This is a genomic window from Ruegeria sp. D1(2025) (genome assembly GCF_056536425.1).
In genome coordinates this window covers 164119-177316 of sequence record NZ_JBQFPO010000006.1, presented here as the reverse complement: position 1 = coordinate 177316, position 13198 = coordinate 164119, and the positions used below count along the sequence as shown (strand labels likewise).

The window sequence follows — 13198 nt, the reverse complement described above, 5'->3', positions numbered from 1 at the left end:
GTCTCCTTAGCGGCGATGGATCAGGCCGAAGATCCGGCTCCGAGCCCGTCGATAATGGCTTCAAGCTCATCATGCGGGCGCGCGATCACGTGGACCGACACCACTTCACCAACTTTGTTGGCTGCCGTTGCGCCCGCATCTGTTGCGGCTTTGACGGCGCCGACTTCGCCGCGCACAAGGGTTGTCACCAGACCGCCGCCAGCTTTGGTCTGGCCGACAATCGCCACGCTGGCCGCCTTGACCATTGCGTCCGCTGCTTCGATCGCCCCAACAAGACCGCGGGTTTCGATCATGCCCAGGGCCATCTGCCCTGCCACTGGTTTCGCCATTTTTCCTATCCTCCGAAGGCTATTGATTTGTGTGTTGTGTTTCAGCTCGTTGAAACGCGATCGACCACCGCGATAATCGCCAGATCCACCGGAGCGGTGGACAACCCCGCCGCCATTCGTGCGGCTGAGCCTGTCGCGATCAGCACCGTGTCACCCACGCCTGCGCCGCATGTATCCGCTGCGACGCGCGCCGGATCGATCAGATTGCCGTCGCTGTCGATCAGGTCTGTCACCAGCAGTTTCAGACCGACCAATCTGGCGTCCTTTGCCGTTGCCGTAACCGTTCCCGCAACCTTGCCGAGGTGCATCAGAATGTCCTCAGATAGCGGTCAAGCTCGACCTGAGTGACCTGTTGGTTGAAAAACTCCAGCTCGCGTTCGGCCTGCTGCAAGACCAACTCCCACAGCATCTCGCCCATTACGTCGCGCAGCCACTCGGACCCACGCGCCAGTTCGATGGCGGTTGGCAGATCGGTCGGAATGGGATCACCAATGCCATCCTCGTATGCGTTGCCGGTTGTGGGGTCGGTTGGGGTCAGCCCCTGCTCGATCCCATCCAGACCTGCGGCGATTTCGGCAGCGAGCAGAAGATAGGGATTGGCATCCGCACCGGCATCGCGTTTTTCGACACGCACGGCGCTGTCGGATCCTTCGATAATGCGGATACCGACAGTGCGGTTGTCGTATCCCCAGCTCGCGTTGATCGGACAGAAGGTATACGGCTGGCGGCGACGGTAACCATTGACAGTTCCGCTACCGCAGATTGCACTTTCGCACATCCGCTTCTGTAGCCCGGCGATGAAAGACTTACCTGTGTCGTTGATCTTGCCATTTTCGGCAAAGACGTTCTTTCCGTCCTTCCACAGCGAATAATGTGTGTGAAAGCCGTTGCCGGACTGGTCAAAGAACGGCTTGGGCATGAAGGTCGCCAGATACCCGTGGGCGATGCCCAACTGGCGGATCAGCGACTTGAAAAGAACAACGCGATCTGCAGCGGCCAGCGCTTCGCCATAGCGAATGTTCACTTCGATCTGGCCGGCGGCATATTCCGGGTTCGACTGTTCGATCGGAATGCCACATTCATTGATCTGCTGACGAATGGGCCCAACGATATGCTCCATTCTTGCCGCCCGACCCAATCCATAGACCTGAATTCCGCTGTCACGCGGCTGCCCGGTTTCAGGGTCCAGCAGATAGAATTCCAGCTCGGTGCCGACATTGATCTCGAAGCCCATGGCGCGCGCGCGCTCGACCTGACGCACCAGAGCCTGGCGCGGATCAATGGGCACCGGCTTGTGGTCCATACCTTCGGCGCGGCCAAAGCAGACCGCCACGCCCGGCTCCCACGGAACAGCGACCGGTTTGGTCATCGGGAAAACATGCATGTCGGGATAGCCGTTGTCGAAATTGACATAGGGCGTGTCCCAGACATCGCAGGTCATATCGATTGCCATCAAGGCAATCGAGAGCGCATTGCCGCTTTTGCACACATGATCCCAATGGCTGGCCGGAATGCGCTTGCCCCGCATGATGCCGTTCAGATCGCCGACGCCAAGAATGACGGTATGCGTGCCCTCGGGCAGATCAAACCCCGAACTCATTGATGCGCTCTCCCTGTTTTTTAGCTTTATAAATGCTGTATTCTGTATACAGTATTCACAAAGACAATCCAGAAACAAGGAAAATCTGCGTCATGTCCAAAAGCTCGGTCATCGTTGTCGGGGGCGGCATCGTCGGCGTCATGACGGCGCTCACACTGCAACGAAGGGGCGAGGCGGTGACATTGATCGACAGGTGGGAACCCGGTCATTCCCGTGCATCTTCAACGGATTACAACCGGGTGATCCGCGCCATATCGGGACGGGATGAGTTCTATACCCGATGGGCGCGCGAAAGCCGCCTGCGCTGGCTCGAGCTGCAGGCCGAAAGCGGACAGAACCTGATGTATGAATGTGGTGCCCTGATTCTGGCCACCGGCGGCCATTGTGACTGGGAAGACGCAACCACGCAGACTTTCGACAAGGTTGGCGTGCCTTACTACAAGTTCGATCAGCACGAGATCGAATCGCGGTTCCCTCAGTTTCGGGTGTCCGATATCGAATATGCACTGTTCGAGCCCGAAGCCGGAATGCTGATGGCCCATCGCTGCGTGTTGACCGGCCTGGATCTGTTTCGGCGCGCTGGGGGAATCGTGCAGCGGGGACGTGTCACCACGGACGGCTCTGAGCGCCCGATGCTGGACGGCAAACCGCTTGAGGCTGATCTGATCGTCATTGCGACCGGCCCCTGGATGGCGGACATGTTCCCCAAAACAATCAAGCCGATATCAACGGTGGTTGGCGTCAATGTCCTGTACACCTCGACGCCAGATGGGTCCGAGGATTTCGATATGAGCCGAATGCCCTGCTGGATCGATCATGGTCAGGGGTCATTTGGCCTGCCCTCGTCCGAGGGGTCTGGTGTCAAGGCGGCTGTTGTGATCCCCGACAAGATCGACCTGGACAACGACGAACGCCTGATCCGTCAGGAGACACTGGGTCGCACACGCAGCTATATCCGCCACCGTTTGCCGGGGCTGGAAGGCGAGCGTGTCGTGGATTCGAAGTTCAACCAGATCATACTGACACCGGACACTCACTTCATCGTTGACTGGCACCCGGAACATGACAACGTGTTATTTGCCGGGGGATGCTCAGGGCATCTGTTCAAGCATGCTCCTGTGTTTGCTGAATTCGCTGCAGGTGTCGGCATGAAAGATTTTGGCACGGCTGACCGGTTCAGGGTCGCCGGACGCAGAAGACTCAGCCCAAAAGAAAGCCCAAGCGGCCGCTAAACTTCGGACAAGGCGCGGTACAAGCCAGCATTGGGACATTTTTCCTGCGGCAGCCTGGCTCCGGCCCGAATGGCGTCGCGGCATGTTTCCGCCTGCAGGCAATGACCGCACTTTTCGGCAAGCTCCAGGCCAAGGTTGGTGTGCGCGTTCAGGTCATCTTCCGTCAACCCGAACTGCCGAGCCATCGCCAGTATGCGCTCGCGTGCCTGTGGCGCACCCGAGCGCAGCATCGCCAAATCCGCGCGGGAAAGCCCCAGATCTGACAACTCGCGATCGTCCACATGTTCCGTGCGGGGCGCGCCAACGATCCGCGCAATGGACTGAAAGAAACCTGAGTAACCGGACATCTGACACCTCCTTTGCCCTGCCTTGTATTCAGTATACATGACAAGCTCACGGGAGATTTGATCAGGATCAAATGGTGCTGTCGGCTATTCGCGCTGCTGAGTCCGATATGTTCCCCGAAACAAGGCTGCAGCCTGCGACGCGGCCAGATCGCCCGGAACATTCGCTGTCCTGAGCGCTGTCAGGCCCGCATCCGCATCCTCTGGCGTCACAATGATGTCGCGACCCCGAATGAACAGGTCGCGCAAATGTTCCGCCGTGTATTCGGGATGAAACTGAACCGACCGGGCAGGAAACTCGTAATCGAGCGCCCCGACAGGACAGTGATCAGCCGAACCCGTAACCCAAGCCGTCGGAGGCACCTTGGTCACCTGATCCTGATGCCAGACATAAGCGTCCGGATTACCGCCTCCGTAGTCAAAAGCGCGACAGCCAACAATGTTGCCGATCGCCGCCTTTTCCGCCTTTCCGCCATAGACATCGGCCATGATCTGATGGCCGAAGCAAATTCCGAAGACAGGTTTGCTCTGGTCCCGACAGTCTTGCAGGAACAAGCGTAGGGGCTGCATCCACTCCGTGTCGTCGTATACGCCGAACTCGGAACCTCCGACAATGACCCCTTCAAAATCGGACATCGCCGGAAGAGCGGCACCATCCACGACATTCGCCACAAAGAACTCTGCTTCCGGCAAATGCGGTTCGATCCACTCGCGGATCTGCTGTGCGGTTCGCGGCAAACCCTCCAGCAGCGGCAGCGGGTGGCTGGTCATCTCAAGCAGGGCGATCCTCACCAGTCGAAAGCCCGGTCTATGCCCGCCATCTTGACCCCGGTGAAGGCCGACGCCTGAAAGCTGAGTGCGCGCAGGTCTTCGGTTTCCAGATTGTGGACCGAGGATTTGCCGCAAGCCTTGGCCAACGCCGTGATCTCCATCGTCATGGCCGTCAGATACCGGGCGATACGTTCCGCACCGGCATGGGGGTTCATGCGCGCCTCAAGTTCAGGGTCCTGCGTTGCGACGCCAACCGGACAACGGCCTGTATGGCAATGGTGGCATGCACCGGGCGATGTCCCCAAAGCGGTATAGTCGTCGAGATACCTGGGGCTGTTGCACCCAAGCGCGACCATCGCTGCGTTGCCAATCATCACCGCATCGGCACCCAATGCCAGACACTTGGCTGCATCCACTCCCGAGCGGATACCCCCGGCTGCCACAAGTGAGACCTTGCCGGTCATACCACAATCGTCCAGAGCCTCGCGTGCGGCGCGAATGGCGCTCATGGTCGGAATGCCGGTGTGATTCAGCAGCAATTCGGGGGATGCCCCGGTACCGCCCTCTGCCCCGTCAACAACCACGACATCGGCGCCTGCCTTGGCCGCAACCGCCACGTCGAACCTGGGACGGGTCGCGCCCATTTTGATGAAAATCGGCACCTGAAAATTGGTCGCGATCCGCAATTCCTCGATCTTCACCGCCAGATCGTCAGCTCCGAGGAAATCCGGGTGGCGGATAGTCGAACGCTGATCCACCCCTTCGGGCAGCGTTCGCATCTGGCTGACCCGCGGGCTGACCTTCATGCCCAGCAGCAGGCCGCCGGTTCCCGGTTTGGCCCCCTGCCCCACGACGATTTCCAGCGCATCCGCGCGGCGCAGGTGATCCAGATCCACACCATAGCGGGCGGGCGACATCTGGTAGAGAAGGCGTTGGGAGGCTTCGCGCTCCTCCTCCAGCATGCCGCCTTCGCCCGTGCAGGTCATGGTGCCCACTTTCGAGGCCCCATAGCCCAGCGATGCCTTGGCTGATGCCGACAGCGCGCCGAACGACATGGATGCGATGTAGATGGGAATCTTGAGTTCCAGCGGGCGTTCGACAAGGCCGCGGCCACCACCCAGAACGGTCGTGGTGTCGCAGCTCTCACGATACCCCTCCAACGGCAGACGGGTCATGGTCGCCGGGACAAATGTCAAATCGTCAAAGGTTGGCATCTGCTTGTTGAACGTGTTGTAGCCGCGAACCTGATAGCGGCCCAACTGCGCCAGCGCGTGCACCTCGGAAATCGCCTCGGGCGTCCATCGCGTCGATCCGCCTTCGTCATACGAGGACGGCACCCCGGCCGGGCGGCCTTCAATTGCGCCCGCGTCGCGAAACCGGATTTCCTCTTCCGGGGCGACATCGAACGGGTAGTCATAGGGTTTACTCAGATCATGAGCCATGCGCTTGCATCCCTGCTTTCAAAATACCAAAGACGTTGACCGGACACCATTTTTCTCCAGTTCCGTGAACTGTCGACAAGCCCGAGCGGGTCAAGAATGGCGTCGACCTCGGCGACTTCCTCGGCCGTCGGTTCAAGTACATCGACATCGACGCCAAGGCTGTCGACCTCGCCCGCCACCCAAACCTCTCCTTGCCACAGGGCATCGGCACAGGACTCGCCCGCTCCGCCCAAGGCAATGATCCGCCCGGAATGCGCCATGAAACCGGATTGATACCCGATTTTGCCTTCCACCACGATATTTCCGCCCTTCATGGCAACGCCGACGCGTGGCCCGGCGTCCCCTTTGACATGGATCGTGCCGCCGATCATTGCAGCCCCACAGGACATGCCCGCATAGCCGCCAACGGTTATGTGGCCCTTGGCCATTCCCTCGCCCACGGCCCAGCCGCAGTTGCGTTCGATCGTGATGTTTGCTCCGGTGTTCAACCCGCCGCAGTAGTAGCCAACGGACCCTTCGAACGTGATGTCCACATTGTCCGGCAACCCCACACCCAGATTATGCCGCGACAACGTATCGACCACCCGGATGGGACGCCCTGTGGCACACGCGGCCATGATGTCCTGATTCACTTCGCGAATATGCCGTTTCCCGACTTCGATGACGATCTCATCCATCTGCCTTGCTACCTCGCTCATGCCGCCAGGCTCCGGTTTCCGACACCCCAGATACCTGTCAGCGACGGGCCGTCGTAATTGATCACGTCGCATTCCTCGGTCATCACCCGACGCACCGCCTGCTCCTCGGTCGCGGCGGCAAGATCGCCGTTGCGGTTGACGACGACCAGCGGCTTCATGGCGAAGCGATCCTTGGCAAAGCCAATCCCGTTCGGCGTTGCGATCATGTATGTGAAAACCCCGTCGATCGAGGTGATCGACTTCTTCAGCGCCTGCTCCATCGTCAGGCCTGCCTTCATCTGGTCACTGACCCAGACCGCAATCAGTTCGCTGTCATTTTCGGTCAGAAAGCGATAGCCCATCCGGGTCAGTCTGTCGCGCCACGTGAAATAGTCCGTGATCTGCCCGTTGTGGACAATCGCCACATCCGAGAAAGGCCTTGCCCAGAACGGGTGCGAAGCGTTCGGCAGAACCGAGCTTTCGGTGGCCAGCCGCGCATGCCCCAGACCATGGGTCCCGACCATGTCGCGCACACCGTGTTTATCGGACACGGCCTCTGCTCCGCCGATATCCTTGATGATCTCGAGGCTGCGTCCGCAGGACTGAATTTCGATCCGGTCGGTCAATTCATCCGCATCACGGACCCAAGCCTGCAAATCCGCAGGGTCCGAGATTTCCATCCGAAAGCAATAGTGGTGATTTTCATCCGTCAGAATTTTTGGGTCGGATAGGAACTCTGAGCCGTGATCCTTCAACACTGCCTCAAAAGCATCCAGATCCGAGCTTTGCCGGGATTTATTGAACCCCATGCCCCGCAGAACGTATCCTGCTTCCCGTGGCGGCCCATAGATTGCAAACCCGGTGCTGTCCGCGCCGCGATGTTCCTGCGCGTCCATCAGGTCTACCAGGTCCGCCCCGACCTTACCGGGCGCGGCCAGAATCCTTCCAGCGATTCCACACATGAAGAGCTCCCTGTTCATTCGCGTCTGTATACTGTATACAGTACACGAACAATAGCAAGCCCAATCGCCTTGGCACCGGTTGCTTTTTTGAATACAGAATTCACAAAATGCGGAAAGTGAGGCTCCGAGTGGCTCTGAAAGAAATTAAAACTCAACGCAGAAGACTGGCTGACGAGGTTTACGATCAGCTGGTCGAGGCCATCATGAGCCGCGAGATTTCAGCAGAAGACCGGCTGGTTCAGGAAAAGCTAGCAGCCGAACTGAATATCAGCCGCACACCGGTCCGTGAAGCATTGATGCGGCTGGAAACCGAAGGGGTGTTGGAAGTTGCCGCCAGCGGCGGCTTCCGTCTGGCGCGCATGGATCAGGCCGAGGTCAGGCAGTTGTATCAGGCGCGTGCAGCCATCGAAGGGCAAGCAGCGCGCATTTTGGCGGTTCACGCGGAACCCGAAGTACTGGACCGGCTGCGAGACTTGATTCGCCGCGAAGAGGATTTGATCAACGGCTCGACCCGGGACTACTTCATTGCAAACCGGCGGATTCACCGTGCCTTCATGATTGAAGCGGGCAACAAATTCCTGCTGGATATGTTCGACATGATCTGGGGCAAGGCGATGGCCTTTCACCTGTTTTCCGCGATTGAAAACGTGGATATTTCGAAATCGTTGGGGGACCATCTGACGCTTGTCGATGCCATCGCAACGGGCGATGCAACCGAAGCGCTCGAGACATTCACCGCGCATATTCAGGCCGGTTTCGACCTGCAGATCGAGGGCCTGAAGGAAGCCAAATAGGGCTGCGTCACGGGCACATCTTTAATCGGGAACGACAAGATCAATTTCGTTCAGCGCGAGCATTGAACGAATCTCCTGTGACGGCTGGGTGTCTGTGAAGAACAGATCGATTTTGCCCGATGCTTCCAAAGTAACCGGTGCGCGTTTACCCAGTTTCTCGCCATCTGCCACCACCACGCGAACTTGTGCCCGGTCAATCGCAATACGGGCCAGGTTGGCCTCTTGCAGATCGTGCAGCATGAAGCCCAGATCCGCGTTGACCGCGCCTGCCGACAGAACCGCAAACCTGACGTTCAGCCGCTTGATCAGGTCCTGAGCCTCCACACCAAACGCGCCGCCATCGTGGGGGCGCAACTCGCCACCGGCCATGAAAACCCTGTTGTTGTTTCTTGAGGCCAGTTCATTGGCCACGAAAACGGAATTGGTGACGATAAACAGGCCCTTATGATCCCTAAGAGCCCTTGCGACATAGGCCGTGGTCGATCCGATATCAAGAAACACGGAATCCCCATCGCTGATGATCTTCGCAACGGCCTTGGCCAGTTTTTCCTTGGCGTCGACCTTTTTGTCCAGACGGCTTTCCAGCGTTGGTTCCAGTATGTCTTCGACCAGGTGAACACCGCCATGGACCTTTCGCACGATACTGCGCTCTTCCAGATTGCGAACATTGCGTCTGATGGTTTCCAACGTGACGCCCAGTTGATTGGCCAGAAAGCTTACCCGGCACGATCCACCGGCCTGAAATAGCTCTCGCAGGATCTCTTCTTCGCGTTGATTGGTCGTCTTTAGGTTCATGTTCTCGGGCATTGGATATCGATCTTGAGGTGGCATTCAGGCATATCACAACACCCACAGAAAGCAACGCCACACGAAAAATCAACGGCTTGAGCGGCATGGTTTGAGTATTTATGTGGCTTTACGTGGTTTTTATTGACACAAAACCCCACGTTATGGTCGTCTGGAGGGAATACCACCGATTCACCAGAAAAAACCACGACAGGGAGATGGTATGATGAAACGCAATCTGGGACTCTGTGCACTTGCCTTGGCAGCTGCCGGTGTGGCCTCGGCAACATGGGCCGCTGAGTCGACCGACCCGATCAAACTGACACTGCACGACTGGTCCGGTCAGCTGATCAACACCAAGATCATGGGCTCGATCCTGCAAGAGGCGGGATACAACGTCGAATACGTTCAGGCGGACTACATCGCACAATTCGCAGGCCTGAAGACGGGCGACCTGCATCTGGCGATGGAAATCTGGGAAACCACCGGACGCGAGGCTCTGGACGAGGCGACCGCCACCGGCAATGTCGTCAATGTCGGCGAAACCGGCCTGATGGCGATCGAGGAATGGTGGTATCCGTCCTACATGAAAGACCGCTGCCCGGGTCTGCCCAACTGGGAAGCGCTGAAAGATTGTGCCGAAGAATTCGCAACGGCTGAGACTTCACCAAACGGGCGCTACGTTGGCGGCCCTGTAACCTGGGGCGGATTTGACGAAGAGCGTGTCGAGGCGCTGGAGCTGGAGTTCGAAGTTGTCCACGCGGGAACCGATGCGGCCCTGTTTGCAGAACTGGAATCCGCCTATCAGCGGGAAGACCCGATCATGCTGTGGGTTTACGTACCCCATTGGGCGCCCGCGAAATACGACGGCGAGTTCGTGGAGTTCCCGCCTTTCTCGGCCGAATGCTACAGCGATCCGTCGGTCGGCGTGAACCCGAACCTGGCCTACGACTGCGGCAAGCCGCGCGGCCCGATTTGGAAAGCGGCCTGGTCCGGTTTGCAGGAAAAATGGCCCGGGGCTTATGACATCATCGAGGCCTACATCATCAACAACGATGAAATGAGCGCGATGGTCGGAAAGGCCGATCTGGAAGGCGTGGAAATCGATACGGTTGTTGCGGATTGGATGGATACTAACAAGGACCGCTGGTCCGGCTGGATCTCCAAGTAATCCGCCTTTTGCCGGAGCGGGCAAGCTCCCTCTCCCCACCCGTTCCGGCCTTTTCCATTCTCTGACTGGACACACCAGATGACCCCCAAGACAAAACTGTCCTGCCGTAATGTATGGAAACTGTACGGTCCAAATGCGGAATCGCTGCTGCGGCAACACCCGAACCCATCGGCGGATGAGATTCGCAACGCAGGCGTCATCGGGGCGGTGCGCAACGCCAATATCGAAATCACCGAGGGAGAGATTTTCGTCATCATGGGCCTGTCCGGATCGGGCAAGTCGACCTTGGTGCGTTGCCTGTCACGGCTGATCGAACCAACGGGCGGAGAAGTTCTTTTCGATGACACCGATCTGCTGCGCGCCAACGAGAAAGAGCTGATAGAAATCCGCCGCCACAAGATGGGCATGGTATTCCAGCACTTTGCCCTGTTGCCGCATCTGACCGTTCTGCAAAACGTCATGTTCCCATTGACCATTCAGGCCAAACCAAAAACCGAGGCAGAGACCAAGGCGCGCGACGTAGTGGAACTGGTGGGTTTGAAAGGACGCGAAGACTACTACCCGCGCGAACTTTCTGGCGGACAGCAACAGCGCGTCGGAATCGCCCGCTCGCTGGTGACGGAACCCGACCTGTGGTTTCTGGACGAGCCCTTCTCGGCCCTGGATCCGTTGATCCGGCGCGAGATGCAGGATGAATTCCTGCGTCTGCAGGAACGTCTGCACAAGACCATCGTCTTTATCACACACGACTTCGAAGAAGCCGTCCGCCTGGCCGATCGTATCGCCATCATGAAAGATGGCCAAGTGATCCAGATCGCCACCCCGGAAGAGCTGGTTATGCATCCCGCCACCGACTACGTGGCCGAATTCACCCGCCATATCCCCCGTTCAAAAGTGCTGACCGTCGGCGGCGTCATGATCGCGGGGGCCAGTGGCGATGGCGATCCCATACCGCAATCAACCCGTGTGTCAGACGTGGCAGAACGGATCATCGCATCGGACACCCCAATCCCGATTTCGGATGAAAACGGCCAGATTGTTGGCGCGATAGATCGCAAGGCCGTGGCGCGTGTGCTGTTCGGCGGCGGAGATGCGGCATGATCCGCGTGAACCGCAGCCAGATCGTCATCCTGACGCTTGTTCTGGTTACGATCCTGCTGGGCTGGTTCGGACGCGATCTGGGCAAGGTGATGGATGCCCGCTGGTTGACGAAATTTCCTTCGGCATGGGTGATCCCGTTCAAAACCTACATTTCCTCTGCCATGACCTGGCTGATCGGGGACGCGGCCATCGGGCCGGTTTCGTTCACCGATATCACACGTGCCATCGCCTGGCTGATTGAACAGCCCTACAACTTTGTTCTGGCGCTGCTTGCCAATGGGTTCGTCAGCGGTTTGGGCAATGACGCTCAGGTCATTCTGCCCGCCATCAGCTGGATCGTGGTGATCACCGCAGTGATCGCGTTGGGCCAGTATTGCCGCGACTGGGCACTGGCCGCGTTGGTTGGTAGCTGTTTCATCTACCTTGCGGTCTTTGGCCAATGGGACAGCGCAATGGTCACATTGGCTTCGGTTCTGATTGCAGTTCCGATAGGCGCGGGCGGAGGGTTGCTGACCGGCATCTTCGCCTATCGCCACCCGACCTTTGAACGCATCATCTCGCCCATTCTGGATCTGATGCAGACGATCCCGATCTTCGCCTATCTGGTGCCGATCCTGTTCATGTTCGGCTTTGGCCCGATCTCGGCTCTGGTCGCGACGATCATCTACGCCACGCCTCCGATGGTTCGGATCACGACGCTGGCACTGAAAGCCGTTGACCCCGAGATTCAGGACTTTGGCCGCATGGCAGGCACGACACAGCGGCAACTGATGTGGCGCGTTCTGGTGCCCTCGGCCAGTCACAGCCTGATGGTGGGTGTCAATCAGGTGATCATGCTGACGCTGAACATGGTCATCATCGCCTCGATGATCGGGGCCGGAGGGCTGGGGTTCGACGTCCTCGCCGCGCTGCGCCGTCTGGACATAGGCGCAGGGTTCGAAGCTGGCATCGCCATCGTTGTTTTGGCCATCGCGGTGGACCGGCTGAGCCAGGCTTTTGCCGAACGGATGGGGCAGGTGCATCATGAGGCGCCGGGCTCGTGGGTCGCCCGCCATCGGCGAACAGTTCTCGTGCTGATCCTGCTGGTCGTTACATGGGTTCTGGGCCAGTTTTCACCCCTGCTGCTGGAATATCCCGAAAGCCAGACGATCACCACGGGTGCCTTCTGGGACAACACTGTCGAATACCTGAACGTCAACTATTTCGACACGTTCGAGGCGATCAAGGTCTTTTTCCTGACCTGGTTCATGATCCCGATCAAGACGGTTCTGCTGGGCATCCCATGGCCCTGGGCCATTGCCATGCTGACGTTGCTGGGCTGGCACGCAGGCGGCTGGCGATTGGCGCTGCTGTGCGGCGGCATGGCCTCGCTGATCCTTGTGTCGGGTCTGTGGTCGAAGGCAATGGTGACGGTTTACCTCTGCGGGGCATCAGTCATTCTGGCAACCCTGATCGGAGTGCCTCTGGGCGTGCTGGCGGCCCTGAACAAACGCGCCGGAACGGTGATCAATCTGCTGATCGACACGCTGCAAACTCTGCCCAGCTTTGTCTATCTGATCCCGGTGGTCATGCTGTTTCGGGTCGGCGACTTCACCGCACTGATCGCCATCGTGCTTTACGCATTGGCCCCAGCAGTGCGCTATGCCGCGCACGGTGTGCGTTCGGTCAGCGAAGACCTGATCGAGGCCGGGCTGGTTTCTGGCTGTACCCGCACGCAACTGCTGCGCCATATCCGCCTGCCGATGGCCCTGCCCGAAATCCTGCTGGGCATCAACCAGACGATCATGCTGGCTCTGTCGATGCTGGTCATTACAGCGCTCGTCGGCACCCGCGATCTGGGGCAAGAGGTCTATATCGCACTGACCAAGGCCGACACCGGTCGGGGTATGGTGGCTGGTCTGTCGATTGCCTTCATCGCCATCATTGCGGACAGGCTGATCAATGCAGGTGCCCGGCAGGCCCGTATCCGCTTTGGACTGGAGAGCTAAC

General features: G+C 58.8%; 14 protein-coding genes. 5 read left to right on the top strand and 9 right to left on the bottom strand.

Annotated elements, in window-relative coordinates:
• Positions 1-20: 20 nt before the first annotated feature.
• Genes ACR1XU_RS15525 through ACR1XU_RS15515 form a run of 3 tightly spaced genes read right to left on the bottom strand, consistent with a single transcriptional unit; the run spans position 21 to position 1929 of the window.
• A complete protein-coding gene (locus ACR1XU_RS15525; protein WP_117869464.1) occupies positions 21-329 on the bottom strand; it encodes a BMC domain-containing protein in 309 nt (102 codons plus the stop codon).
• Positions 330-370: 41 nt separating this feature from the next.
• A complete protein-coding gene (locus ACR1XU_RS15520) occupies positions 371-637 on the bottom strand; it encodes a EutN/CcmL family microcompartment protein (RefSeq protein WP_170611725.1) in 267 nt (88 codons plus the stop codon).
• Complete coding sequence (locus tag ACR1XU_RS15515; RefSeq protein ID WP_480908762.1) at positions 637-1929, bottom strand: glutamine synthetase family protein; 1293 nt, start codon at positions 1927-1929, stop codon at positions 637-639. The genes ACR1XU_RS15520 and ACR1XU_RS15515 overlap by 1 nt, the downstream gene beginning before the upstream one ends.
• 92 nt (positions 1930-2021) lie before the next feature.
• On the opposite strand from ACR1XU_RS15515, the gene ACR1XU_RS15510 reads away from it, so the two are divergent.
• Positions 2022-3161 carry an FAD-dependent oxidoreductase gene (locus tag ACR1XU_RS15510; RefSeq protein WP_480908763.1) on the top strand — a complete coding sequence of 380 codons (1140 nt, stop codon included), beginning with the start codon at positions 2022-2024 and terminating at the stop codon, positions 3159-3161.
• Here the strand turns inward: ACR1XU_RS15510 and ACR1XU_RS15505 are convergent.
• The 5 genes from ACR1XU_RS15505 to ACR1XU_RS15485 form a co-directional block, all read right to left on the bottom strand.
• Entirely contained in the window at positions 3158-3508 is a 351-nt protein-coding gene (locus tag ACR1XU_RS15505) for a hypothetical protein (protein ID WP_480908764.1), read from the bottom strand. The genes ACR1XU_RS15510 and ACR1XU_RS15505 overlap by 4 nt on opposite strands.
• Positions 3509-3592: 84 nt before the next feature.
• Positions 3593-4297, bottom strand: coding sequence for a type 1 glutamine amidotransferase (locus ACR1XU_RS15500; protein WP_480908765.1), 705 nt, complete (start codon positions 4295-4297; stop codon positions 3593-3595).
• The gene (locus tag ACR1XU_RS15495) at positions 4294-5718 is read right to left on the bottom strand and encodes an FMN-binding glutamate synthase family protein (protein ID WP_480908766.1); all 1425 of its coding nucleotides are present in this window, start codon (positions 5716-5718) and stop codon (positions 4294-4296) included. Before ACR1XU_RS15495 ends, ACR1XU_RS15500 begins: the two co-directional genes overlap by 4 nt.
• Positions 5703-6416, bottom strand: a complete 714-nt coding sequence (locus tag ACR1XU_RS15490; protein WP_170611714.1) for a GltB/FmdC/FwdC-like GXGXG domain-containing protein — start codon at positions 6414-6416, stop codon at positions 5703-5705. Before ACR1XU_RS15490 ends, ACR1XU_RS15495 begins: the two co-directional genes overlap by 16 nt.
• Positions 6413-7357, bottom strand: coding sequence for a class II glutamine amidotransferase domain-containing protein (locus tag ACR1XU_RS15485; RefSeq protein ID WP_480908767.1), 945 nt, complete (start codon positions 7355-7357; stop codon positions 6413-6415). The genes ACR1XU_RS15490 and ACR1XU_RS15485 overlap by 4 nt, the downstream gene beginning before the upstream one ends.
• Before the next feature lie 128 nt (positions 7358-7485).
• Here ACR1XU_RS15485 and ACR1XU_RS15480 point away from each other — a divergent pair, with 128 nt between their 5' ends.
• Positions 7486-8151: a GntR family transcriptional regulator gene (locus ACR1XU_RS15480; protein WP_170806742.1), complete on the top strand. Its 666-nt coding sequence runs from the start codon at positions 7486-7488 to the stop codon at positions 8149-8151.
• Positions 8152-8172: 21 nt separating this feature from the next.
• Here the strand turns inward: ACR1XU_RS15480 and ACR1XU_RS15475 are convergent, their stop codons facing one another.
• Positions 8173-8982 (bottom strand): DeoR/GlpR family DNA-binding transcription regulator, encoded by an 810-nt coding sequence (locus ACR1XU_RS15475; protein WP_480536255.1) that lies wholly within the window; start codon positions 8980-8982, stop codon positions 8173-8175.
• A 181-nt stretch (positions 8983-9163) separates the two neighbouring features.
• On the opposite strand from ACR1XU_RS15475, the gene ACR1XU_RS15470 reads away from it, so the two are divergent.
• From ACR1XU_RS15470 to ACR1XU_RS15460, 3 genes are all read left to right on the top strand, one after another.
• A complete protein-coding gene (locus ACR1XU_RS15470; RefSeq protein ID WP_480915630.1) occupies positions 9164-10108 on the top strand; it encodes an ABC transporter substrate-binding protein in 945 nt (314 codons plus the stop codon).
• 78 nt (positions 10109-10186) lie between these two features.
• Positions 10187-11209 (top strand): quaternary amine ABC transporter ATP-binding protein, encoded by a 1023-nt coding sequence (locus tag ACR1XU_RS15465; protein WP_480812833.1) that lies wholly within the window; start codon positions 10187-10189, stop codon positions 11207-11209.
• Positions 11206-13197, top strand: coding sequence for an ABC transporter permease (locus ACR1XU_RS15460; RefSeq protein WP_480908769.1), 1992 nt, complete (start codon positions 11206-11208; stop codon positions 13195-13197). Before ACR1XU_RS15465 ends, ACR1XU_RS15460 begins: the two co-directional genes overlap by 4 nt.
• Position 13198 lies beyond the last annotated feature (1 nt).

Excerpts from the sequence above, each read along its gene's own strand:
- ACR1XU_RS15490 (WP_170611714.1), bottom strand. The coding sequence starts at position 6,416 with ATGAGCGAGGTAGCAAGGCAGATGGATGAGATCGTCATCGAAGTCGGG.
- ACR1XU_RS15465 (WP_480812833.1), top strand. The coding sequence starts at position 10,187 with ATGACCCCCAAGACAAAACTGTCCTGCCGTAATGTATGGAAACTGTAC.
- ACR1XU_RS15515 (WP_480908762.1), bottom strand. The coding sequence starts at position 1,929 with ATGAGTTCGGGGTTTGATCTGCCCGAGGGCACGCATACCGTCATTCTT.
- ACR1XU_RS15525 (WP_117869464.1), bottom strand. The coding sequence starts at position 329 with ATGGCGAAACCAGTGGCAGGGCAGATGGCCCTGGGCATGATCGAAACC.
- ACR1XU_RS15475 (WP_480536255.1), bottom strand. The coding sequence starts at position 8,982 with ATGCCACCTCAAGATCGATATCCAATGCCCGAGAACATGAACCTAAAG.
- ACR1XU_RS15495 (WP_480908766.1), bottom strand. The coding sequence starts at position 5,718 with ATGGCTCATGATCTGAGTAAACCCTATGACTACCCGTTCGATGTCGCC.
- ACR1XU_RS15520 (WP_170611725.1), bottom strand. The coding sequence starts at position 637 with ATGCACCTCGGCAAGGTTGCGGGAACGGTTACGGCAACGGCAAAGGAC.
- ACR1XU_RS15505 (WP_480908764.1), bottom strand. The coding sequence starts at position 3,508 with ATGTCCGGTTACTCAGGTTTCTTTCAGTCCATTGCGCGGATCGTTGGC.
- ACR1XU_RS15460 (WP_480908769.1), top strand. The coding sequence starts at position 11,206 with ATGATCCGCGTGAACCGCAGCCAGATCGTCATCCTGACGCTTGTTCTG.
- ACR1XU_RS15470 (WP_480915630.1), top strand. The coding sequence starts at position 9,164 with ATGAAACGCAATCTGGGACTCTGTGCACTTGCCTTGGCAGCTGCCGGT.
- ACR1XU_RS15485 (WP_480908767.1), bottom strand. The coding sequence starts at position 7,357 with ATGTGTGGAATCGCTGGAAGGATTCTGGCCGCGCCCGGTAAGGTCGGG.
- ACR1XU_RS15510 (WP_480908763.1), top strand. The coding sequence starts at position 2,022 with ATGTCCAAAAGCTCGGTCATCGTTGTCGGGGGCGGCATCGTCGGCGTC.